The organism is Microbacterium sp. Clip185 (assembly GCF_028743715.1).
Classification (GTDB): domain Bacteria; phylum Actinomycetota; class Actinomycetes; order Actinomycetales; family Microbacteriaceae; genus Microbacterium.
In genome coordinates, this window is the sequence record NZ_CP117996.1 from 2,976,019 (window position 1) to 2,999,154 (window position 23,136).

The following is a 23,136-nucleotide window of genomic DNA, read 5'->3' on the forward strand; positions in this document are numbered from 1 at the left end:
CGAGCTTGGCCGCTGGCGTGATCTACGTCATGATGCCGTCATGCGCGCCTCCCGCCCCCTCCTCGGCGCACTGCTCGCCCTTGTGACCGTCGTCGCCGCCGGGTGCGCCACGTCGGGCGGCAATCCGGCGAGCGCCGACGCGATTGCCGACCGGGTCGGTGCGGTCGGCATCTCGGCCGATCTCGTCTTCACGACCGAGGTGGCGGGATACACCCTCGCTCCGCAGTCGGTCGGAGTCTCGAACGAGGATGGCATGTCGGCGACCTGGACCCGCGACGGGTCGGGAGCGATGATCTCGCTGCGCACACACAGAGGCGGCATGACCGCCGAGACCTGCGCGGCGCTGCCGATGTGGGACGACACAGAGACTCCCGTCACCTGCACCGAGCAGGACGGGACCTGGCACCGCGAGCACAACGGCGCCCACGAGGACATCGTCGTGCGCGACGGCGCGTGGGTGCTCATCGTCGGATCGGCCGGAGCCACGACGGACGAGATCGACGCGGCCGCGAAGGCTCTGCACGTGCCCTCGCCGTCAGAACTCGACCTGTTGTTCTCCGACACCCCGAGAACGCCACCGCCCCCCGTGGAGCGCGGCGATCTACCCGAGAACGGCGACGGCGCCCCCATCCAGCCGTCCGGTCCGGGCGGCTGACCCACCGTCAACGCAGGTCTGTGCCGATGGGACCGGAGCCCACGACTAGCTCAGGATCGCGGTGTAGGCGAGGCCGAAGATCGGCACGTAAAGAAGCGCGACCAGAACGGTGTGGGTGGCCACGAACGCCACCCCTTCCAAAGCCTTGCCGCGGGCGGCGAAGTGATCGCGCAGCTTGCGGATGAGGGTCGCGGGGTGACGGACGTCCCAGCTGTTCAGTCGCAGGTAGCGCCCGAGGTAGACGCCGACGGAGCCGAGCAGTATCGCGCCCGCAGCGAAGATCCAGCTCCACCCGGGCGGCCCCGACCCGGCTGCGGGATCAGCGATGACGACGATGAGGCCGAACTGGATGAGCGCGAGGCTGAGCACGGCGTTGGCGAGCCCCGATCCGGTGAGCGTGAGGGTGTGCACGATGTCGTACCAGAGCGGAACGGGGGTGTGCTCGCGGCGGTGACTGAAGTTGAGCTCGGTGATGAGGTAGATCGAGTTCGGAAAGAACACCAACCACACCAGTGTGACGACACCGAGGTAGATCCAGACCGCGGCGGCCGGCAGCGTTGCCGAGATGGACACGAGACTGAGCGCGGCGGGCGCCACGAGAAGGAACCCGATGAGCCCGACGAAGGCCAGCGCCACGGGCGCCAGCGACAACCCGATGTTGACGAGCATCGGCCGGTACAGGGGAACGCCGTAGACCTTCGCGCGCAGCAGGATGAGCAGCGCCGCATAGGCATTGAGCAGGATCACGCACACAAGGGCAGTGAGGATCGCATTCATCGCTCCTGATCCTCCACCACATCCGGGGTCTGTTCTGGAGCATCGCGCGATCCTATGGGCCGCTGCTCCCGATCGTGCGGATGTTGACACTCGAGAACGCGAAAACCCCCGATTCCTCGGGGGTTTTCATGGCGGTGACGGTGGGATTTGAACCCACGGTAGGGGGTTACCCTACACAACTTTTCGAGAGTTGCACCTTCGGCCGCTCGGACACGTCACCGCCGACCAGCTTACGTCACGCCGGGCCGAGCCGCCAATCCGCCCGATTCCGCATCCCGCACGTGTTTCTGCGTCTCACTTGTGCACGCAAACGGCGTCGCAAACGTGAACAACCGAGACACGCATGCGGGGGCACGCCGAACATCACCGCCCGAACGATCCGGACCCGACGCCCCACCCCTGCGTGTCTCACATATGCACGCTCAGGGCGACTCTCGCGTGAACGAGTGAGACACGGATGCGGGGGCGGGCGCCTCGCGATCGAGCGGCTCAGCGGGCGAGGGCAGCAACTCCCGCGATGAGCTCGACCGCACGGGCCGGCTCGTCGATGCCGGCGGCGAAGACGTAGGTCGCTGCGAAGCCCGCATCCGACAGCGCGTCGACGCGGGTCGCGACCTCCTCCGGGGTGGAGGTCGGGTTGATCGCGATCATCGCGGTCTTCTCGATCTCGTCGTAGTCGCGGCCGACGGTGTCGCAGTGCGCGCGCAGCACGTCGAGCTTGTGGGTCGGCACCTCCGCCATCGCAGAGAGGTTGCAGGCATCGGCGTACTGCGCGACGAGCTTGAGGGTCTTCTTCTCTCCCCCGCCGCCGATCATGAGGTACGGCTTGGTCACGTTCTGGGGCGAGTTGAGCGTGCGCTCGAGCTGCCAGATCGCGCCCTCGTAGGGCTCTTCGGAGTCCGACCACATCTGGAGGCAGATCTGGATCGTCTCCTCGAGCTCGCGGAAGCGCTGCGCGACGGGCGGGAACGGGAAACCGAGGCCCTTGCACTCCTCTTCGTTCCACGCGGCGCCGATGCCGAGCCCGAGCCGGCCGCCCGAGAGCACGTTGAGCGTGCTGATCTGCTTGGCCAGCAGCGACGGGTGCCGGTAGATCACGCCCGTGACGAGGGTGTGCAGCAGCGCCTTCTCGGTGTGCGCGGCGATGAAGCCGAGGGTGGCGTACGCCTCGAGCATCTCGTGCTCGACCGGCCCGATGCCGGGAAGCTGCCAGAAGTGGTCCATGACGGTGATGCGCTGGATGCCGGCAGCCTCCGCGTTGCGCACGTGTGCGGCGAGCGCGGGACCGAGCTGAGCGGGCCCGCTCTTCCAGGTGAAGTCCGCGATGTGGATACCGAATTCCATGGGCCCGTCCCGTCCGGACGGATGCCGCATCCGCCCTCCGTCGATCAGGGTACGACCGCGGCAGCACCCCGTGGGCGGATGCGGGTGAACTCATCGGAACACGATCACAACGCGTCACAGCCGCCACCTCGACGCGCCGGGTATTCTCCGGGCGAACATAACCGCGCGCGGCACCTCCGGCGCCTGCCAGACTGGGGACATGTCTGCCATCGAGAACTCGAAGCTCACCGTCGTCGGCGCTGGCAGCGTCGGCTCCAGCGTCGCGTACGCCGCCCTCATCCGCGGCTCCGCACGCCACGTCGCCCTCTACGACATCGCGACGGAGAAGGCCGAGGCCGAGGTGCTCGATCTCGCTCACGGCACGCAGTTCACCGGCACGAGCGACATCATCGGCGGTAGTGACCTTTCGGTCGTCGAGGGCTCGCACGTCGTCGTCATCACCGCCGGCGCGAAGCAGCGTCCGGGTCAGACGCGCATCGAGCTCGCCGGCACGAACGCCAACATCATCAAGTCGATGATGCCGCAGCTGCTCGAGGTCGCCCCCAACGCGATCTACGTCATCGTCACGAACCCCTGCGACGTTCTCACCGTGCTCGCTCAGGAGGCCACCGGCCTGCCCGTCGAGCGCATCTTCGCCTCCGGCACGGTGCTCGACACCTCGCGTCTGCGCTGGAAGCTCGCCCAGCGCGCCGGCGTCTCGCCCTCGAGCGTGCACGCCTACATCATCGGCGAGCACGGCGACACCGAGTTCCCGCTGTGGTCCAGCGCCTCCATCGGCACCGTGCCGATCCTCGATTGGCAGACCCCGACGCACGACCGCGTGACGGTCGACGAGCTCGACGAGATCGCGGTCGACGTGCGCGACGCCGCCTACAAGGTGATCCAGGGCAAGGGCGCGACCAACTATGCGATCGGCCTGTCGAGCGCCCGCATCGTGGAGGCGATCCTGCAGGACGAGCACGCGGTCATGCCGGTGTCGACGGTGCTGCACGGCTACCACGGCATCGACGGCGTCGCCCTCTCCGTGCCCTCGATCGTGAGCGCCTCGGGCGCCGTCCCGATTCCCGAGACCGCGTTCAGCCCGAACGAGCTGGGGCTGCTCCGCCGCTCGGCCGACGCGCTGCGCGACGTCGCCGCATCCCTGCGCTGATCGCATGATCGAGCTGGCGAACGCCACCTGGACCGAGGTCGGCGACTTCCTCGCATCCGGAACGCGCATCGCGGTGCTCCCCTTCGGTGCGCTCGAGCAGCACGGTCCGCATCTGCCGCTGTCGACCGACACGCTGCAGGCGGATGCGGTCGCCCGCCGCCTCGCGGAGAGTCTGGATGCGGCGCTCCTGCCGCCCGTCGCCTACGGCAACACGTGGAGCAACGACGCGCTGCCGGGCACCGTTTCGATCAGCGCTGACACGGTGACTGCCCTGTGCACCGACATCGCCGCATCCCTCGACCGCGCCGGCTACGCGCTGCTCGTGGTCGTCAACGGCGATTACGGCAACCGTCTCCCCCTGCAGCGGGCCGCGGAGCACGCCGCCGCGACCGGTCAGCGGATGCCGGTGGTCGTGCTCGATTATCCCGGGCTGGTGGAGATCGGGGATGCGGTGAAGGAGACGCCGTGGGCCGCTCCGGGTCTCTGCCACGCCGACGAGCTCGAGACGTCGATGGTGCTGGCCGTCGCGCCCGCACTCGTGCACCCGGATCGGTACGAGCCGTCCTACCCGCAGCTACCCGCGGACTTCGGGCTGCGGCAGATGCCGCTCGCGCCGCTGTCGGAGTCCGGGGTGTTCGGCGACCCGCGCCCCGCGACCGCCGAGAAAGGCGAGCGGATCCTCGCGCACGTGGCCGCGGAGAGCGAGCGCATCGTCCGTCGGGTGCTCGCCGGCCTCGACCCCGCCTGAGGTAACCGCGGCCCGGGCTTCCCTCGGGCCCGACGCCGAAGCTTCCGCTGTCCGCTCCCCCTCCCACATCCGTGTCTCACTTATGCACGTTCCCGAGCCCGTGAGCGTGCACGTTTAAGACACCGAGGGCGGTCCGTCACATCCGTGTCTCAGTTATGCACGCTGCGGGGCGGTTCAGCGTGCACAACTGAGACACACATCGCCCCACACGCCACCGCCCCGCATCCGTGTCGCACCTATGCACGTTCCCGAGCCCGTGAGCGTGCACGTTTGAGACACGCACCGCCAGAGAACCACCGCCTGGCACCCGTGTCTCACTCATGCGCGTTCCAGGGTGCTCGGGCGTGCACGTTTGAGACACCGAGGGCGGGCCGTCATGTCCGTGTCTCAGTTGTGCACGACGCGGGCCCTCTCGACGTGAACAAGTGAGACACGCAGGGCAGCACGCCCGCAGGCCGCGCGCGCACGCCCCGCAAGCTGCGCACCCGCGCACGCCCCACAGAACGCGCATGCGCACAACACGCGCACCACCCGTACGCGACGCGCGGCCGGTCAGTCCGCGGCGGCGGCGCCGGGAATCGCGCCGATCAGCTCGCGCGTGTACGGGTCGGCCGGGGCGTCGAAGATCCGCTCGGCCGTCGCCTGCTCCAGGATGCGGCCGCCGCGCATCACGGCGACGCGGTCGGAGATCTGGCGGATCACCCCGAGGTCGTGCGAGATGAACAGGTAGGTCAGCCCGTGCTCGGCCTGGAGGTCGACCAACAGCTGCAGCACCTGCTCCTGCACCGACACGTCGAGCGCAGACACCGGCTCGTCGAGCACGATGAGCTCCGGACGCAGGGCGATCGCGCGGGCGATCGCGACGCGCTGACGCTGTCCGCCCGAGAGCTGGGCGGGACGCCGGGTGAGCAGGTCCGTCGACAGACGCACCTGTCCGAGGAGGTCGCGCACGATCGAGCCGCGCTCGGCGCGGGGCACACCGAACGCCTGCAACGGCTCCGCGATCAGCTTCGCCACGCTCATCCGCGGATCCAGCGAGCCGAAGGGGTTCTGGTAGACCACCTGGATGCGGCGGCGCAGCTCCCGCAGCGCCGAACCGCGCAGGTCGGTGATGTCCTCGCCGTCGAAGCGGATCTCACCCTCATCGCTCGGGATGATCCTGGCGACCATGCGCGCCGTGGTGCTCTTGCCCGAGCCGGACTCGCCGACGAGCGAGAAGGTCGTGCCGCGCGCGACCGAGAAGTCCACCGCTTCGACCGCGCGGATGCCGCCGTAGCTCTTGCCGAGGCCAGAGACCTCCAACAGCGGCGCTCCGCTGTCGGGCACGACACGGTCGACGACGCTCGCCGACGGGGTGAGCCGACGCGCGTTGAGGCCGGGGGCGGCGGCGACCAGGCGCTGCGTGTACGGATGCGAGGGGTCGGCCAGCACGCGCTCCGCCGGGCCGCTCTCGACGATCTCGCCCTTCTCGACCACGACGATGCGATCGGCGCGGTCGGCGGCGACCGCCAGGTCGTGGGTCACCAGCAGCACGGCTGTGCCGTGCGCCTCGGCGAGGGCCTGCATCCGATCGAGCACGTGGCGCTGCACGGTCGCATCCAGCGCACTGGTCGGCTCGTCCGCGATCACGAGCGCGGGCTCGCACGCCCACGCGATGCCGATGAGGATGCGCTGGCGAAGGCCGCCCGACAGCTCGTGCGGGTACTGCCCCGCGCGCAGCTGGGCCTCGGGAACGCCCACTTCGGTGATGATCTCGACGGCGCGACGGGCCGCATCCGCCCGCGACAGGCCGCGGTGGCGGCGCAGCGTCTCGGCGATCTGCTCGCCCACGCGCATCAGGGGGTTCAGGCTGTGGGAGGGATCCTGCGGCACGAAGCCGATCCTTCCGCCCCGGATGCGGCGCAGCGCCGACGCCGATGCGGTGGTGATCTCGGTGCCGTCAAACGCGATGGATCCGCCGCGCACGTGCGCCTCGACGGGCAGGAGCTTCACGAGGGCGTGGGCGATCGTGCTCTTGCCGGACCCCGACTCGCCGACCACGGCGACGATCTCGCCGGGGTTCACCTCCAGGTCGATGCCGCGCAGGGCGCTGTGGGCACGGCGTCCTGTGCCGTAGTCGACGCGCAGATCGGTGACGCGCAGCAGAGGAGCGGTCATCGGTCACCTCCGATGAAGCGGGCGACGCGGTTGACGGAGAGGACGACCGCGAGGATGACGGCGCCGGGCATCAGGCTCAGCCAGGGCGCGATGGCGACGAAGTCGCGCCCTGCCGACACGAGCGCGCCCCATTCGGGCGCCGGCGGCTGGGCGCCGAATCCGAGGAAGCTCAGCGCCGACACCGACAGGATGGCGAGGGCGAGCTCGAGCGACGCCATCGCGATAATGGGCCGCGCCGCGTTCGGCATGACGTGACGCACGAGGATCGCGGGACCTCGGGCACCGAGCGTGCGGGCGGCCTCGACGTACTCCTCGCTGCGCACCCGCAGCACCTGGGAGCGCATCACGCGGGCGAAGGAGCCCGCGGTGCCGAGTCCGACACCGAGCGCGATCGAGAGCGGACCGAAGCCGAGCGAGGCGACGACGATCAGCGCGAGCAGGATGCCGGGGATGGCGATGAGCACGTCCACGAAGCGCATGACCACGAAGTCGAGCGGTCCGCCGACGTAGCCGCACACGAGACCGACGATCGAGCCGATCAGCACACCGGCGACGACCGCGAGCACGGCCGAGGACAGCGAGAGCTGGGCGCCGTAGATCACGCGCGAGAACACGTCACGCGCGAGGTGATCGGTGCCGAAGAGGTGCTCCGCACTCGGCGGCTCGAGCCGGGCGGTGCCCACCGAGTCGTACGGATCGTACGGGGCGAGCAGCTGCGGCGCGACGACCGCGACGAGCGTCAGAAGCAGCAGGAGGAGGGAGAGCAGAAGGCCGGGTCTGCGCAGGATGCTCATCGCGCACCCGCCTTTCGTCCGACGAGCCGCGTTCGGGTACGCGGGTCGATCACGCCGTAGAGGCCGTCGACGATGAGAGTCACGATGGCGTAGACGGTCGCGACGACGACGACGACGCCCAGCACGACGTTCACGTCGCGGGCGAGCACGGCGTCGACGGTGAGGCGGCCGATGCCGTCTCGGGAGAACACGGTCTCCACCACCGCGGTGCCGCCGGCGAGGTAGCCGATCTGCAGTCCGATGATCGTGATCGAGGGCAGCAGGGCGTTGCGCAGCACGTGCCGCACCACGACCGTGCGCTGCGCGAGGCCCTTCGCGTTCGCCGTGAAGACGAAGGGACTGGCGCCCGCGTCGAACACGGCGGCCGAGAAGACCTGGAAGAAGATGGCTCCGGTCGGCAGCGCCAGGGTGATGCCCGGCAGCACGACGCTCACGAAGCCGTTCGTCCCGGATGCCGGGAACCACCCCAGTCCGAACGAGAACACACTGATGAGCACGAGGCCCGAGAGGAACGCCGGGATGGCGATACCGAGCGGCGGGATCTGGGTGACGAACGCCCGCATCCACGCCGGCCGGGCGACGTAGGCCCAGACGGTGAACGCGAGGGCGGCGACGAAGCCCACCACGAGGGCGAACACGGCCACGGCGGCGGTGTTCGGGAACGCCCGGCCGATCATCTCCACGACGGGCTGGCCGGTGGCGATCGAGATGCCGAGGTCGCCGCGGAAGAGGGCGAGGAAGTTGACGATGTACTGCTGCCAGACCGGCCCGTCCAGCCCGTAGCGCTCACGGAGCGCCGCGAGCTGGGCGGGGTCGGTCGTGGTGGCGTCGCCGCCGCGCAGGGAGAGCGCGGCGAGGACGGGGTCCCCGGGCAGCGCGTGGATCAGCAGGAAGGCGACGGTGTAGGTCGCCCAGATCACGAAGAGGCACTGCACGATCTTCGGGATCAGGAAGCGGGCGATCGCCTGTGCCCGCCCTCCCGCTGGGGCCACGCGCTGCTCGGGGATGGTCATCAGTTCGAGACCACCGCGGCGTCGTAGAGGTGCAGACGCGAGGCCGAGTCGAAGGTGATGCCCTCGACACCGGCGCGCGAGCCGTGCAGCTGCACGGTCTCCAGCGTCGGGATCACGTAGGCGCGCTCGGCGACGATCTGCTGGATCTCGTCGACGAGCTTCTGACGGGCGTCGACGTCGGCGGTCTGCGCCTGCTTCTGCAGCAGACCCTCGAGCTCCGCGTCGTCGACGATGCCCCAGCGTGCGGGGGATGCGGTCGACAGGAGGGTGCGCAGCGCGTCGGGGTCGGTGCGGGTCAGACCCGCACCCAGGGCGTCGTAGTCACCGGAGGCGATCGCACCGAAGAAGTCACCGGAGGAGACCATCTTCAGCTGCATGTCGATGCCGATCTCCTTCAGCTGGATCTGCGCCGCCTCGAGCACGTCCTGCGCGTAGAAGGCCGTGACCGTGAAGGTGAGCGGCTGGCCGGCCTTCGCGTAGATGCCGTCGGAGCCGAGCGTCCACCCGTCGTCCTCGAGCAGCTTCTTGGCGGCATCCGCGTCGAAGGCGAGGGTGTCGCCGAGATCGGTGTAGCCGGGGGTCGAGGAGGTCAGCACGCTCGTGGGCGCCTTGCCGCTCATCGAGCCGGCGAGGACGTTGATCTTGTCGCGATCGAGGCCCTTGGTGACCGCCTGGCGCACCGCCTCGTCGGCGAGCACGCCGCGCGAGGTGTTGACGACGAGAGAGTTGGGAACGCCCGGGTTGGCCTTCGCGTACAGGTGGTACTTGTCGCCCGCGAAGCGCGCCTCGTCGACGTAGGGAACGTCCTGGATGACGTCGTACTCACCCGACTCGAGACCGCCGGTGCGCACCGAAGGCTCGGTGATGATCGGGAAGGTGACCGAGTCGAGGTAGGCCTCGCCCTCGTGACCGCGCAGCGTCGACGCCCAGTCGTAGCCGTCGCGCTTGACGATCTTCACGGCGTCGTTGGGCACGTACGAGTCGAGCACGAACGGGCCGGTGCCGACGACGGCCTGGCAGCGCGCCTCCGCGGTCTCGGCGACCGTGGCGGGCGAGAGGATGCCGAGCGACATCGTGGTGGCGCCCTGCTGGAACTGCACGTTGGGGGCGGAGAAGTTCACCGTGAACTCGGTGTCGCTCTTCACGTCGGTTCCCGCGTATCCGGCGAGGTAGCCGTTGGCGAGGGATGCGGAGGCACCGAGCGCCTTGATCGCGTCGAAGTTCGCGGCGACCGCCTCGGAGGTGAGCGGGGTGCCGTCGCTGAAGGTGACGCCGTCACGCAGGGTGAAGCTGTAGGAGGTGAGGTCGTCCGCGACGGACCAGTCGCTCGCGAGCCACGGCACGATCTCGCCGGTGTCGGGGTTCTGATCGAGCAGTGAGTCGGTCAGCTGGCGGCCGACGATGAGGGAGGTGGTCACCGACGACTGCTGCGGGTCGAGGCAGGTCGGGTCCTCCTTGAGCGCGAAGACGATGTTCTGCGGCAGATCGGCGGCGGGAGTCGCCGAGTCGGCGGCGGGGGCGGAGGCGGCACAGCCGGCGAGGGTCGCGACGGCGAGTCCCGCGAGCAGCGGGAGGGCGACGCGTCGGGCGCCGCCGGATCGGATGTGGGTCACGGGATCTCCTTGATGCGGGGAAGGGGTCGGGTGGTGCATAGGGGGAGGTCAGAGGGGAAGAGCACCGGCGACGAGCTCGCCGCGGGCGACGACGGCCACCAGGTTCTCGGGACGAAGCGTCTCGATGTCCTGCCACGGCCTGCCGCGCACGACGAGGAAGTCGGCGCCGAGGCCCGCCTTCAGCCGGCCCGTCGTGCCGGTCAGACGCACCGCATCGGCGGCGTCCGAGGTGCCCGCGATGAGTGCGCGCTCGGAGCTCCACGAGAAGGCGGTCTTCATGAGGCGGAGCTCCTCGAGCTGGTCGCCGAAGCGCACCATGACGCCGTTCGCGTCCGTGCCGAGCACGAAGCGCACACCGGCCGCGGCCGCGCCCGTGAAGTTGGCGTCGCGCTCGATCACCACGGCACGCGCCTTCTCGGCCGCCTCGTCGCTGACCGGGATGCGGCGGTCGGCGATCGCGTCGTTGATGAGCAGGGTAGGGGCGACCGGCACGTTGCGCTCGATCAGGGTCTCCCAGTGGCGCTCTTCGATCCCGGTGCCGTGCTCAAGCGAGTCGACCTCGAACCGCAGAGCGATGTCGACGCCCTCCGCGCTGTGCGTGTGGGCGGCGACGAGCATGCCGAGCGCGTGCGCCTCGTCGACGGTGGCGGCGATCTCCGCATCCGTCTGGTTGCGCCAGCCCACCTTGTCGCCCATCGAGAGCACGCCGCCGCTCGTGTAGATCTTGATGCCGTCCGCTCCGGCGCGCGCCCACTGACGCACGAGCTTGCGGCACTCGTCGGGCGAGTCGGCCACCGGGGGACGGTGCGGGTAGTGAGGCGGCGTGAACAGGTCGCCGTGTCCGGCGGTCATGCCGACGGGACCGTGCACGAGCAGACGGGGACCGGGGACGAGTCCCGCCTCCAGTGCACGCGCCGCGGCGTACTGCACCTCGCTGCCCGACAGGTCCCGCAGGGTCGTGACGCCGGCAGCGGCCGCGCGCCGAGCGTGCGCGACGACGTGAAGGGACCGCTCTGCGGCTGGAGTGATGAGCGGCCACGTGAGCCAGTCGGCACCGGGGGTCGCAGATGCGTCGAGGTGCACGTGCGTGTCGATCAGCCCGGGGATGACGCTGTACTCGGGCGCACCCTCGGCGCTTTCGACGGCGGTGATGCGCCCGTCCTGCCAGGACAGACGCGCCGCGCCCACCTCTCGTTCGCCGTCCCAGACGTGGAGGACGGGGGTGGTGGCAGACGTGGACACGGCGGACTCCCGGGGGCGAGGAGGGCAAGAAGGGGCGGGGTGGGCAACGCTGACCGATCGTCACGATACCGAGGAACATGGCCGACAAATCGACAAGTGTTGACATTCGGCGGAATATTTACCGAAGCGAAACACGAGCAATACGCAGGAAATCGCCATCGGAGATGATCTGAGCAACCGATCCCGCGCCGTGGGAACGCTCACTTATCGACAAGCACGCCAGGAGCTTCCATGCAGACCGCCGAGATCCAGACCGGGCGCCGCGTCGTCGTGGTGCTCGAGCCCGGAGACGAGATCCTCACCTCACTCGCCGACGCCTGCCGACACCACGGCATCGCCCAGGCTGCGATCTCGACCTTCAGCGGAGCGTTTCGCACCGTGCGCCTCATCGCGGCCGAGACGCCCGCCGCCGATCCTGAAGCACCCATGCCCACCGCCGTCGACGTCCCCTACACGGAGGGCCTCGGCTCGGGCACGATCACGACCACATCCGACGGCGCCCTCGTCGTCCATGTGCACGTGGCGGTCGGGGTGAAGGACGACGCCGCGCGCGCCTACGCGGGACATCTGCTCTCCGGCGAGACGCACTACGTCGTCGAGGTGGTGCTGGAGGAGATCCTCTCCCCCGTGCTGGAGCGGCGCCCGCATCCGGGATCCGCGGGACTTCCGATCCTGCAGATCAAGGCCACGACTACGCCATGATGTTCTCAGCCGTGCTCGCGACCAGGAAGGTCCCGCTGTGACGTATCTGCCGCTGCCTCGCCCGCTCGGCGATCGCGCCCACCTTCGCGTCCTGCACGGGCTGCTGCGCTTCGTGCGCGAAGCCGCCGCCAGTCGCACCCCCCTGCCGGGCGAGCTGGAGCTGACGGCGCGCCTCGAGTGCACAAGGCAGCAGCTGCGCAATGCGATGGCGAGCCTCGAGGCACAGGGCATCGTCCGGCGGCGCCAGGGATCGGTGACGACCGTCGACCCGATCGCGCTGCGGTTGAGCGTACGCCTGGAGGAGCAGTTCGAGCACACCGACCTGCTGGACCGCCTCGGCTACCAGTCGGAGGTCGAGACGCTCTCCAGCGGTACGACGACCCTCGGCCCCGATGTCGGTGCGCTCATGGAGCTGGCGGCCGAGATGCCGGCGCTCGCCGTGCGCAAGCGCTGGCGGGCCGACGGGGCGGTGGCGATGATCGCCGACGATCTTCTTCCGCTCGACGGTGCGGAGCGCAGCTTCGACCCCGACGAGTCCGTCTTCACCGCCGCGGCGAAGGTCTGGGGCGAACCCGTGATCTGGGAGGTGTCGACGCCCGGCGTGACGACCCTCCACGGCGAGCTCGCGGAGCTGTTCGAGCGGGCGGAAGGCTCACCCGTCATGACCTCCGAGATCGTGGGGATCGGCGCGAGCGGGCGCCGACTCATGCACAGCTTCGAGTACCACGCGCCCGACATCGTGTCGTACTCGCTCGTGCGTACCGTCCGCCCGCCCTGGGGCGGCGTCTGAGCGGAGGTCAGACCCAGAAGCCGACGTGCGCCTTCGCGGCCTCATCCTCCAGGAGCGGGCCGACGACCTCGATCTCGCGCTGACCGCGGGCGAACACCTCGCGGCAGGGCAGGGAGAACGTCGGGTTCTCAGGGTGGTCGCCCGTGAGCTCGAGCAGGCGGTGCTCGCTGAGCGCGTAGACCACACGGTCGATGCCGCACCAGTACGCGGCGCCGGAGCACATCGCGCACGGCTCGGCGCTCGTGAACAGCGTGGAGCCCTTCATCCCTTCCGCCCCCAACACGCGGAACGCCGCGGCGACCGCCTGCAGCTCGGCGTGCTGGGTCGGGTCACCCTCGGGGGGCAGCGAGTTGTTGCCGCACGAGGACACGACCTCGCCCGCGGCGCTCACGACGATCGAACCGAACGGATGCGTGCCGTGCGCGACCGCGTCTTCGGCGACCCGGATGCTCTGGCGCAGGTGCGCGAGGTCAGCCTCTGTCAGTGAGTGCGTCACGAATCTCTCCTTGTGAACAAGTGCTACGAACCGACTTTCACCGTAGCGGGATGATCCGCCAAAATCCGGGGTGAGCATTACGCGGGTGTTACAAGTCGCGAACGAGATTCCCTCCACTTGTCGACAAGTTGAGGGAAGCCGATAGCGTGCCGCTGTACCTCACACCCGCATCCGAAAGGGACCCATGTCGCAGAACCACGTCGCGCGCATCGACGAGACGGTGATCCGGGCGCTCCCCAAGGCAGAGGTGCACGTGCACCTCGAGGGCACCTTCTCCCTGCTCGACATGCTCACGCTCGCGAAGGAGAACGAGGTCGCGTTGCCCGGTCCCGCCGCGACACTCTTCGACATCTCCACGCATGACGCCTTCGCCGCCCCCGAGGTGACCACCGGCGGCGGTGCAGGAGCGGGCTCCGCCGGGCTCAGCGGCTTCCTCCGGTTCCTGGACTGGCAGTGCGGGCTGGTACGCACCCCGTCGCAGGCGGCCCGTGTGGCGTACGCGTTCGCCGTACGTCAGAGCGCGTCGGGCATCCGCTACAGCGACGTCATCGTCAACCCGACGCACTGGAACGCGTGGCGCGGCCGCGAGCTCGACCTGCTCGACGCGTTCGGTGCCGGCTTTGATGAGGCGGAGCAGGACGGCCTGTGCCAGGTGGGCGTGGCCTACTCCCTCCTGCGCAACCAGTCCGCCGCCGAGGCCGAGCGCCTGGTCGGCGAGCTCGTCGCCGCGCGTCCGCGACGCGTCATCGCCCTGTCGGTCGACGGCGACGAGAAGGTCACCGGCCGCACGGGCGAGAAGTTCCAGACCGCGTTCGCGCTGGCCGCATCCGCGGGTCTGCACCGCACCGTGCACGCCGGCGAGTCGAGCGGCCCGGAGGGCGTGTGGGATGCGGTCGAGCTGCTGCAGGCCGAGCGCATCGACCACGGCGTGCGCTCGATCGAGGATCCCACCCTCATCGACCGGCTCATCGCCGACGGCATCAGCCTGGGCGTGTGCCCGCGCTCGAACCTGACGCTCGGCATCTACCCCGACTGGGATTCCCACCCCCTCCCGCGGCTGCTCGCCGCCGGCGTCTCGGTCACGCTGAACACGGACGACCCGGCACCGCTGGGCACGACCCTCGAGGCGGACTGGGCGGTGGCGGCCGACCAGTTCGGCTTCGACTACGCCGATCTGGTCGGCTTCGCTGCACGTTCCATCGACGCGTCGTTCGCCGACGTCGACACGAAGAGCCGGCTGCACGCCGAGCTCGCGGCCGTGAGCGAGGTCGCCCCGGTATGAGCGGTCGCCGTCGCCTGTCCCTCCTGGCCGCCGCGTGCGGCGCAGGAGCGGTCGTCGTGGCGACGGCACTGACGGGCGCGGCCCTGATCCGCGCCGACGACACCGTCGAACTCGCCTCGCTCGTCGCCGGGTGGGATGCGCACTGGCAGGTCACCGGAACGAAGTCCGAACCGCTGTACACCGAACGGATCGAGGTGCGCCGAGAGGGCGACGCGTTCCAGGCGCGCATCGAGGTCATCGGTCAGGGCGACACCGCCCTCGGTACGCAGCTCAGCGCCGTCTCGGTGGATGCGGCCGGCACCATCGCCTGGACCCAGGGCTGCACCAAGAGCGCGGCGGACTGCACCGACGACACGCAACTGCGCGGCTTCCTCGCGACCGCCGCCCTCGTCTCCCTCGACCGGCAGGGGCGGCTGCCCGCGACAGGGACGGCCCGCACCCTGCACGGCACGCCGGTGGTCTGCGTGGCGGATGCCGCGTTGCACCCGGATGCGGCGGCCGCCGACGTGCGGCTCGATCCCTGCTTCGACCGCGCCACGGGCGCAGTGCTGGCGCACTGGTCCCCCGACAGCGCGGCCTTCGTGGGAGCCACCCTCGCCCCCGGCTTCACCGTCTCGACCCCCTGACCCGCACCACCCGAACCCGCCACACCCACCCGAAAGGACACCGCAATGCGTCTTCGCCCCCTCCTCGCCGCGGCCGTCGCCGCGACGGCCGCGCTCGCACTCGCCGGTTGCTCCGGTACCGCCGATGCCACATCGTCCTCCGCCGCATCCGATCACGTGATCCGGGTCGGCGCGCTCACCCCCGGCAACGCGAACGACGGCGCCTTCAACCAGGCCCTCGCCGACGCCCTCGCCAAGCTGCAGGACGAGGGACTCATCACCTACGAGCTGCGCGAGCAGATGGCCGACCCCGCGACCAGCGAGCCGGTCGTCGCCGACTTCGCCAGTCAGGGCTTCGACCTGGTCATCGGTCACGGCATCGAGCTCGGGGACGCGATCTTCTCCGTGGCCAAGGACTTCCCCGACACCGACTTCACGGCCTCGGGGGGCGCCGACATCCTCGACAAGTACACCGACAACGTCGAGACCTGGACCTACAGCACACCTGAGGTGGGTTACCTCTCCGGCTACATCGCGGGGCTCACGCAGGCCTCACCGATCGGACGCGTCGAGAGCCTCGAGCTGGACTTCGTGAAGGCGACGGACTCCTTCTTCCAGCAGGGCGCACTCGCGGCAAACCCCTCGGCCGAGCTGCTCCCGGTCGTCTACGCCGGAAGCTTCGACGACGCCGAGGCTGCCGCATCCGCGACCACGGGTCTGATCGGCCAGGGTGCGAAGCTCGTCTACACGACCGGAGACGGCATCGCCGCGGGCGTCGGCGCGGCTGCATCCAAGGCGGGCGTCCTCTCCGTGGGCGTCTCCCCCGCGGCCGGCGACGAGGCGCTCAAGACCAATGTGTCCACGGTCGATCTCGACATGTACCCGATCGTCAAAGCATGGGTCGAAGAGGTCGCGGACAAGAAGTTCGGCGGCAAGGGCGTCACCTCGACGCTCGAGAACGGCGGCCTCGCCTACCAGGAGATCAACAGCGTCGACGGTGCCGTGCCGGCCGACGTCGCCTCGAAGGTCGACGAGCTGATCGCGGGCCTCAAAGACGGAAGTGTCACCATCTCCCAATGACCACCCCCGTCCCCGAGACCGACCGGGCGCTCGTCGCCCGGTCGGTCTCCAAGAGCTTCGGCGCCGTCCACGCCCTGGACGCCGTCGACTTCGCCGTGCGCGCCGGCACCGTGCACGCCCTCGTCGGCGAGAACGGCGCCGGCAAGTCGACGCTCGCCAAGATCCTCGCCGGCATCGAGTCGGCGGATGCGGGCACGATGGCACTCGACGGGACCACGTATGCGCCCCGGGACCGCGCAGCGGGCAAGGCGCGCGGGGTCAACATGGTCCCCCAGCAGCTGAGCCTGGTGGGCGAGCTGAGCCTGGTGGAGAATCTGCTGCTCGTGGGTTCGACGCGCATCGCCCGCCGCGGCGCCGCACGCGCGGCACTGGCCGACACCCTCGAGCGCGCCGGCGTGAGCGTCGACCTCGACATCCCCACCGCACGATTGAGCCAGGCGCACCGCCAGCTCGGCGAGATCGTCGTCGCTCTCGCCGAGGGCGCGACGACCCTCATCCTGGACGAACCCACCGCAAGCCTCGGCCCCCGCGAAGTGGGCGGCCTGTTCGAGCATCTGCGCACGCTCTGCGCCCTGGGCACGGCGATCGTGCTCATCACGCACCGCCTCGAGGAGGTGCGCGCGGTCGCCGACGAGGTGACCGTCCTGTCGCACGGACGCCGCGTGCATCACGGTCCCGCGCGCGGCCTCTCCGCCGCCGAGGTCGCCAGGCTCATGGTCGGCGACCTCGAAGAGCCCGCCGTGCGCGCGCCCCGCGCCCCGGGCGAGACGGTGCTCGCCGTGCAGGGCGTCCACGCCTCATCCGACACGGATGCGGCTCTGACGGATGTGTCCCTCGAACTCCGCGCCGGCGAGATCGTCGGCATCGCGGGCGTCGCCGGCAGCGGCCAGAACACGCTGATCGACGTGCTGGCGGGGCTGCGGGCACCCGCATCCGGATCCCTCGTGTTCGCGGGTCGCGCGGCGCCCTCCGCCGTCGAGCTGCTGCGCGGGGGCGTGGCGTGGATCCCCGAGGAGCGCAGCGACGCGCTCGTTCCCTCGCTCTCGCTCGGCGACACGCTGGGGCTCTATGAGGCGGCCCGCGGCGTGCGCACCGACCGCCGCACCCGCGGTGCGGCGCGCGCTTCGGCCGGCGAGCGCCTCACCGCGTTCGATGTGCGCCCCGCCGTCGCGACCCTCGCCGCGGGAGGTCTGTCCGGCGGCAACCAGCAGAAGCTTCTGGCGGCGCGCGAGCTCGACCACAGCTGGCCCGGGGGCGCGCCGCGCGTCGTGCTCGCCTACGGGCCGACCCAGGGGCTGGATCTGCGGGCGGCCCAGGCCATCCGCGACCGCCTCGTCCAGGCGGCAGAGGCGGGGGCGGCCGTCGCCGTCGCCTCGCACGATCTCGACGAGATCCGCGGTCTCGCCGACCGCATCGTCGTCGTCTTCGACGGACGCATCGTCGCCGACCTGCCCGCGCAGGCGGCGACGACCGCCCGCATCGGCGCCGCGATGGCAGGACTCGACCCCGCAGAGGAGCCCTCATGACCGACTTCACCGATCTGCTGCCGACGACCGAGGAGCTCGTGCACCTGCGCGCCGTCGCGGCAGGGCACACGGCCCCCGACCTGATCGTGCGCGGCGGGCTCGTGCAGTCACCGGGCACCGAGGAGTGGCTCGAGCGCGACGTCCTCATCGCGGGGCGGCACATCGCGACGCTGACGCCGTGGGACCACGTGCCGACCGCGGGCGCCGAGATCGACGCGCGCGGATGCCACGTCGTGCCGGGCTTCATCGACACCCACCTGCACGTGGAGTACACGAACCTCACGCCGGGCGAACTCGCCCGCCTCTCGGTCGCTCGCGGCACGACGACCGTGCTCACCGACCCGAACGGCGCGGCGAACGTCTGGGGTGCGCGGGGGATGGACCTCGCACTGTCCACGACGACGCCGCTGCACGTGTTCCAGCAGGTGTCGCCGACCACCCCCACCTCCTTCGCGCTGGAGCGCGGCGGCGCCGTCATCGAGGAGGAGGTCGTCCGCGCCCGCCTGCACGACGACAACACGGCCACCCTCGGGGAGTCCAATCCGTTCGACTACGGCGAGCTCTCCACCGGTCGGTTCCGCGAGGCGCTCGTCGCTGGTCGCCGTCTCACCGGCCACACGGCGGCGCAGACGCACGAGTCGCTCTGGGGCTACTTGGCGGCGGGTATCAGCGACGACCACAACGCCTCGACCGTCGACGAGGTGCTGGAGCGCACGCGCCTCGGCGCGATGATCACCGTGATGGGCTCGTCGCTCGCCGACAACACGGTCCCCCTGTTCGCCGATCTCGCGGCGATCGAGCCGGCGCTTCGCCACCTGAGCTTCTGCGCCGACGACAAGCACGCGCTCGACCTGCACACGCAGGGTCACATCGACCACCACGTGCGCCAGGCGATCCGTTTCGGCGTCGACCCGCAGCTCGCGTACCGCATGGCCACCACGCAGCCCGCGCACTACTACCGGCTCGACCAGGTGCTGGGCCTGCTCGCCCCCTCCCGCCTCGCGGACCTCCAGGTCATCCGCGACCTCGCCGAGGTGCGGCCGGAGGCCGTGGTCGTCGCAGGGCGCCTCGTCGCCCGGGACGGCGTCGCGCTCTTCGAGAACACTGACGTGCTGCCCGGCTGGGCGCGCGACACCGTACATCTGCCGGAGGAGCTCCCGGCCGACCTGCTGGTCGTCGCCGCCCCCGAGGGCACGACGCGTGTGCGCGTGCGCGCGATGGAGATGTACAACGGATACTTCAAGCGGGAGTTCACCGCATCCCTCCCGGTCGTGGACGGTCAGGTCGCCAGTGACCCCTCGCAGGATGTGCTGAAGATCGCAGTCGTCGACCGTCACCACGGCGAGGCGCTCGCGGGGCACGGCTTCGTGAAAGGCTTCGGCCTGGGCCGCGGCGCGATCGCGATCACGATGAACTGCCCGAACATGAACATCGCGGTCGTGGGTGCCGACGACGACGACATGCGCCTCGCGGTCGCGGAGCTCGGACGCATGGGCGGCGGGTTCGTGACGGTCGCCGATGGCGAGATCCTCGCCCGTGTGGCCCTTCCGGTGGGCGGGATGATGAGCGACGCCCCGTTCGAGGAGACCGCCGCGGCTCTCGCGGCCGGGCACGCGGCGACCCACGAGCTGGGCTGCGCGATCGCCTCGCCCTATATCATCCTGTCGTTCGTGGGGCTGTACGTCGTCCCCGACCTCGGCCTGACCGAACTCGGTCTGATCGACGCGGCGACGCAGCAGTTCGTCGACGTTCTCGTGCCCGGCCCCGTCGACGCCTGCGGTCACGACCCCGAGGAGCACGCGTGATCCGTTCCTCGCGGATGCGGTCCGCCGCACTGACCGGCGCGGTGGTCGCCGCGGTCGTGCTGGTGGCGGTCGCGCTCATCCTCTTCGCCGGCGCAGACCCGCTCACGGGCCTGCGCGGGCTGGTGGAGGGCGTCTCCAGCTCGCCGTACCGTGTGGGCGAGCTGCTCGTGGGAGCGGCTCCCGTGGCGATCGTCGCGCTGACGCTGATCCCCGCACTCCGGGCAGGGGTGTTCTCGGTCGGCGCCGAGGGCCAGGTCACGATGGGCGCGATCTTCGCGACTGCCGCCATCCTGTGGGTGCGCGACGTGACGGCGGATGCGGCCCCCGCCGTCCTCTACGCGCTGGTCGGATTCATCGCCGGCGCCGTCGGCGGAGCGGCCTTCGCTCTGGTGCCGGCCTGGCTCGCGGTGCGCTGGCGGGTCAACGTGATCCTCTCGACCCTGCTCCTGAACTACGTCGCCACAGGCTTCCTCGGCTGGACGCTGCGCACGTGGCTCGCCAGCGGCGAGGCGACGGCGACACCGCAGAGCGAGCGCCTGCCCGAGGCGGCGGCCCTTCCGGCCCTCATCCCCGGCACCCGCGCGCACGTCGGCATCCTGCTCGTCGTGGTGGCCGTGGTGCTGTTCGAGTGGTGGCGCCGCTCGCGCCAGGCCACCCGGGTCGCGGTCTTCGCCGAGCGTCCCGCGCTCGCGCTGCGCCTGGGCGCGACCAGGCAGCGCACCCTCTACGGCACCATGCTCGTCTCCGGCGCGGGTGCCGGCGTGGTGGGATGGCTGCAGATCGCCGGTGTCAACGAGCGGCTGCTGGGCTCGGTCTCTGGCGGCGTCGGGTTCTCCGGTCTCGCCGTGGCTCTGCTCGGCGGTCTTCTTCCCGCCGGTATCGCCCTGGCCGCCGTCTTCTTCTCGGCCCTCACGGTCGGCGCGGTCGGGATGCAGTCGGCGACCGGAACGATCCCTTCGTCCATCGCGGAGGTCATCAAGGGCGTGCTGCTGCTGGGCGTCGCGGTGATCGCCGCGTCGCGGCCGGGCCTGGTCGCCCCCGCGCATCCGGGACCCGCCCCGGCACCGGACGACGGCGCGTTCTCCGCCGAGGAGATCACGGATGCGGCGGCCGCATCCGGCGAACCGGTCGTCGAGGCCGAGATCGCCGCCGAGGAGGGCACCCGATGACCATCGCACTCTGGGCATCGATCCTGGCCGGTGCCATCGCGCTGGCCGCCCCGCTCGTGATCGCGGGGATCGGCGAGGGCTTCGTCGAACGCGCGGGACGACTCAACCTCGGCATCGAGGGCATGATGATCCTCGGCGCGTTCACGGCGATCTACGTCGGGAGCTCGTTCGGACCCTGGCTGGGTCTCGTCGCCGGCGCCGCCGTCGGAATCGCTCTGGCGCTGCTGATGAACGTGCTCGTCTACACGCTCAAGGCGAACGAGATCGTCGTCGGCCTCGCGATCACCATGCTGGGCCTGGGGCTCTCGACCTACCTGTTCCAGCTCTGGATCCCTGCCGGCCGCACGAATGTCAGCGTTCCGACGATCTCCCCGATCGATCTCGGCCTGCTCACCGACATCCCGCTCATCGGACCTGCGCTGTTCGGGCAGAGCCCGCTCGTGTACGCAACGCTCGTGCTGCTGGCCGCGGCCTGGCTGGTCATGCGCTTCACCCGCTTCGGCCTCCAGGTGCGGGCTACAGGCTCGGATCCCGCATCCGCGGCCCTACGCGGCGTGCGCCCGCGGAGCGTCGGGGCGCGGGCGCTGCTCATCGGGGGTGCGACGGCGGGCCTCGCCGGCGCCGTCATCGCCGTCGGCGCCATCGGCTCGTTCACGCCCAACATGACAGCGGGTCGGGGCTACATCGTGCTCGCGATCGTGATCATGGGCCGGATGAACCCCGTCGGCATCGCGCTGGGCGCCCTGCTGTTCGGCTTCCTGCAGAGCTTCTCGCTGCTGTCACAGTCGACCAGCATCCAGCTTCCCAGCGAGCTCTACACGGCACTGCCCTACCTTGTGACCCTCGTCGTGCTCGTGCTCACCTCCCGCGCCCAGTTGCGCCGTCACGCGTCCCGTCTCCGCCTGTCCTGACCCGAAAGGCTCCGTCCATGCTCACCCGACCGTCCCCCGTCACCCCGCCCGCCGACGAGCAGCACTGGGTCGACGCTGCCCGCCGACTCGCCGACGGCTTCTCCGCGACCGTGGCCGCCGACGACGCCGAGGCGCGCCTGCCGATCGAGCACCTGCGCGCGCTTTCGGCATCGGGGCTGGATGCCGCGTTCCTCCCGCGCGAGCACGGCGGCGAGGCACTGTCGTACGCGACGCTCGGCGCCGTCGTGCAGACGCTCGCCGCGGCCCACCCCGCCGTGGCGACCGTGTGGCTCATGCACCTCGGCGCGGCGCACGCGCTCGTGACGCTGTCCTCCGACGAGCAGGCGGCCTTCTTCGCTTCCGAGCTGAAGGCAGGCAAGCGTTTCGCGAACGCCCTGAGCGAGCCGGCCGGCGGCAACCACTTCCTGGCATCCCAGCAGGATGCGGATGCGGTGGGCGAGAACTGGTCGCTGACCGGTCGCAAGCTGTTCGTCTCGGGTTCCGAAGCGGCCGATCACCTGTTCCTCAACGCCCGGATCGACGGAGCCCCGGCCTTCTTCGGCGTCACCGTCGACGACACCGTCTCGTTCCCGCCCATCGAGGAGACGATGGGGATGCGGGCGACCCGCAGCCGCACGATCGTCTTCGACGGCACGCCTCTGCTGCGATCCCGTCTGACCGGGCCGCCCGCCCCCGACTACGCGAACCTCATCACGGTCGGCTTCGCGTTCCTCTCTCTCGGCATCGCCGCATCCGCCATCGATGCGATCGCGGTGACCGCCGGCAAGGTGCGCGGCGGCGCAAGCCTCGCCGACGCCACGTGGGTGCGCCAAGAGACCGGCGTGGCGTGGGCAGAGCTCACCGCCGCGACACTCATGGCCGAGCGCACGGCGTGGCTCGCCGATCAGCGCTCCCCCGAGGCGATGCCCGCGGCGACCGAGACGAAGATGCTGGCCAATGAAGTCGCCAAGCGCACGGCCGCCCTCGCTGTCCGCATCGGCGGCGGCGGCGGGTTCCTCGTCTCCTCGCCCATCCAGCGCATCTTCCGTGACGCGCAGGCCGGCGCGCTCATGGCCTACTCCGTTCCGTTCAGCTCCGAGCTCGTCGGAGGCTGGGTGCTGAGCGGGTGAGACCCCCGGGCGCTGCCTTCGCTCTGCGACGCAGTGCCCGGGTCGGGGTGCGTGGCGGCGATGATCCGCCCGAGGCACGCCGAGGACCCCCCTCCTCGGCGTTCCCGGCGGCCGTCGCCACGCATCCTTATGTTCGGCGTCCGGCCG

Annotated in this window: 21 protein-coding genes and 1 tRNA gene; 13 read left to right on the plus strand and 9 right to left on the minus strand. The window is 70.6% G+C overall.

Features of this window, described 5'->3' with window-relative positions; all coding sequences use genetic code 11:
• Positions 1-40 precede the first annotated feature (40 nt).
• Positions 41-655, plus strand: coding sequence for a hypothetical protein (locus tag PQV94_RS14500; protein WP_274286474.1), 615 nt, complete (start codon positions 41-43; stop codon positions 653-655).
• A 45-nt stretch (positions 656-700) separates the two neighbouring features.
• On the opposite strand, the gene PQV94_RS14505 is transcribed toward PQV94_RS14500, so the two are convergent.
• The 3 genes from PQV94_RS14505 to PQV94_RS14515 all read right to left on the minus strand — a co-directional run bounded on the left by PQV94_RS14505 (position 701) and on the right by PQV94_RS14515 (position 2,776).
• Positions 701-1,432 (minus strand): DUF1361 domain-containing protein, encoded by a 732-nt coding sequence (locus tag PQV94_RS14505; RefSeq protein WP_274286475.1) that lies wholly within the window; start codon positions 1,430-1,432, stop codon positions 701-703.
• A 129-nt stretch (positions 1,433-1,561) separates the two neighbouring features.
• Positions 1,562-1,652 (minus strand) — tRNA-Ser (locus tag PQV94_RS14510).
• Positions 1,653-1,921: 269 nt separating this feature from the next.
• Positions 1,922-2,776, minus strand: a complete 855-nt coding sequence (locus PQV94_RS14515; protein ID WP_274286476.1) for an LLM class F420-dependent oxidoreductase — start codon at positions 2,774-2,776, stop codon at positions 1,922-1,924.
• 199 nt (positions 2,777-2,975) lie between these two features.
• On the opposite strand from PQV94_RS14515, the gene PQV94_RS14520 reads away from it, so the two are divergent.
• Both PQV94_RS14520 and PQV94_RS14525 read left to right on the plus strand, forming a co-directional pair.
• Complete coding sequence (locus tag PQV94_RS14520; RefSeq protein ID WP_137418207.1) at positions 2,976-3,926, plus strand: L-lactate dehydrogenase; 951 nt, start codon at positions 2,976-2,978, stop codon at positions 3,924-3,926.
• A gap of 4 nt (positions 3,927-3,930) precedes the next feature.
• Positions 3,931-4,674, plus strand: a complete 744-nt coding sequence (locus tag PQV94_RS14525; RefSeq protein ID WP_274286477.1) for a creatininase family protein — start codon at positions 3,931-3,933, stop codon at positions 4,672-4,674.
• 552 nt (positions 4,675-5,226) lie between these two features.
• Here the strand turns inward: PQV94_RS14525 and PQV94_RS14530 are convergent.
• From PQV94_RS14530 to PQV94_RS14550, 5 genes are read right to left on the minus strand one after another with little or no spacing between them, the layout of a single operon-like run.
• Positions 5,227-6,831 carry a dipeptide ABC transporter ATP-binding protein gene (locus PQV94_RS14530; RefSeq protein WP_274286478.1) on the minus strand — a complete coding sequence of 535 codons (1,605 nt, stop codon included), beginning with the start codon at positions 6,829-6,831 and terminating at the stop codon, positions 5,227-5,229.
• Positions 6,828-7,625 (minus strand): ABC transporter permease, encoded by a 798-nt coding sequence (locus PQV94_RS14535; protein WP_243231011.1) that lies wholly within the window; start codon positions 7,623-7,625, stop codon positions 6,828-6,830. The genes PQV94_RS14530 and PQV94_RS14535 overlap by 4 nt, the downstream gene beginning before the upstream one ends.
• On the minus strand, positions 7,622-8,638 hold the full coding sequence (locus PQV94_RS14540) for an ABC transporter permease (protein ID WP_243231009.1): 1,017 nt from the start codon (positions 8,636-8,638) through the stop codon (positions 7,622-7,624). The genes PQV94_RS14535 and PQV94_RS14540 overlap by 4 nt, the downstream gene beginning before the upstream one ends.
• Entirely contained in the window at positions 8,638-10,251 is a 1,614-nt protein-coding gene (locus tag PQV94_RS14545; protein WP_274286479.1) for an ABC transporter substrate-binding protein, read from the minus strand. The genes PQV94_RS14540 and PQV94_RS14545 overlap by 1 nt, the downstream gene beginning before the upstream one ends.
• 48 nt (positions 10,252-10,299) lie before the next feature.
• Positions 10,300-11,493, minus strand: a complete 1,194-nt coding sequence (locus tag PQV94_RS14550) for a metal-dependent hydrolase family protein (RefSeq protein ID WP_274286480.1) — start codon at positions 11,491-11,493, stop codon at positions 10,300-10,302.
• A gap of 231 nt (positions 11,494-11,724) precedes the next feature.
• Between PQV94_RS14550 and PQV94_RS14555 the strand changes: the two genes are divergently transcribed.
• Both PQV94_RS14555 and PQV94_RS14560 read left to right on the plus strand, forming a co-directional pair.
• A complete protein-coding gene (locus PQV94_RS14555; RefSeq protein WP_274286481.1) occupies positions 11,725-12,195 on the plus strand; it encodes a PCC domain-containing protein in 471 nt (156 codons plus the stop codon).
• A 37-nt stretch (positions 12,196-12,232) separates the two neighbouring features.
• Positions 12,233-12,985 carry a GntR family transcriptional regulator gene (locus tag PQV94_RS14560; RefSeq protein ID WP_274286482.1) on the plus strand — a complete coding sequence of 251 codons (753 nt, stop codon included), beginning with the start codon at positions 12,233-12,235 and terminating at the stop codon, positions 12,983-12,985.
• Positions 12,986-12,992: 7 nt separating this feature from the next.
• Here PQV94_RS14560 and PQV94_RS14565 read toward each other — a convergent pair whose 3' ends face one another.
• Positions 12,993-13,481, minus strand: coding sequence for a nucleoside deaminase (locus PQV94_RS14565; RefSeq protein WP_274286483.1), 489 nt, complete (start codon positions 13,479-13,481; stop codon positions 12,993-12,995).
• Positions 13,482-13,665: 184 nt separating this feature from the next.
• Here PQV94_RS14565 and add point away from each other — a divergent pair, with 184 nt between their 5' ends.
• Genes add through PQV94_RS14605 form a run of 8 tightly spaced genes read left to right on the plus strand, consistent with a single transcriptional unit; the run spans position 13,666 to position 22,989 of the window.
• Positions 13,666-14,763, plus strand: a complete 1,098-nt coding sequence (gene add / locus PQV94_RS14570; RefSeq protein ID WP_274286484.1) for an adenosine deaminase — start codon at positions 13,666-13,668, stop codon at positions 14,761-14,763.
• Positions 14,760-15,389: a hypothetical protein gene (locus PQV94_RS14575; protein WP_274286485.1), complete on the plus strand. Its 630-nt coding sequence runs from the start codon at positions 14,760-14,762 to the stop codon at positions 15,387-15,389. Before add ends, PQV94_RS14575 begins: the two co-directional genes overlap by 4 nt.
• 45 nt (positions 15,390-15,434) lie before the next feature.
• Positions 15,435-16,448, plus strand: a complete 1,014-nt coding sequence (locus tag PQV94_RS14580; RefSeq protein WP_274286486.1) for a BMP family lipoprotein — start codon at positions 15,435-15,437, stop codon at positions 16,446-16,448.
• A complete protein-coding gene (locus tag PQV94_RS14585) occupies positions 16,445-17,974 on the plus strand; it encodes an ABC transporter ATP-binding protein (RefSeq protein WP_274286487.1) in 1,530 nt (509 codons plus the stop codon). The genes PQV94_RS14580 and PQV94_RS14585 overlap by 4 nt, the downstream gene beginning before the upstream one ends.
• Positions 17,971-19,779 carry an adenine deaminase C-terminal domain-containing protein gene (locus tag PQV94_RS14590; RefSeq protein WP_274286488.1) on the plus strand — a complete coding sequence of 603 codons (1,809 nt, stop codon included), beginning with the start codon at positions 17,971-17,973 and terminating at the stop codon, positions 19,777-19,779. Before PQV94_RS14585 ends, PQV94_RS14590 begins: the two co-directional genes overlap by 4 nt.
• A complete protein-coding gene (locus tag PQV94_RS14595) occupies positions 19,776-20,948 on the plus strand; it encodes an ABC transporter permease (RefSeq protein WP_274286489.1) in 1,173 nt (390 codons plus the stop codon). The genes PQV94_RS14590 and PQV94_RS14595 overlap by 4 nt, the downstream gene beginning before the upstream one ends.
• Positions 20,945-21,859 (plus strand): ABC transporter permease, encoded by a 915-nt coding sequence (locus PQV94_RS14600; protein ID WP_274286490.1) that lies wholly within the window; start codon positions 20,945-20,947, stop codon positions 21,857-21,859. The genes PQV94_RS14595 and PQV94_RS14600 overlap by 4 nt, the downstream gene beginning before the upstream one ends.
• A gap of 17 nt (positions 21,860-21,876) precedes the next feature.
• Positions 21,877-22,989 carry an acyl-CoA dehydrogenase family protein gene (locus tag PQV94_RS14605; RefSeq protein WP_274286491.1) on the plus strand — a complete coding sequence of 371 codons (1,113 nt, stop codon included), beginning with the start codon at positions 21,877-21,879 and terminating at the stop codon, positions 22,987-22,989.
• The last annotated feature ends 147 nt before the right edge of the window (positions 22,990-23,136 follow it).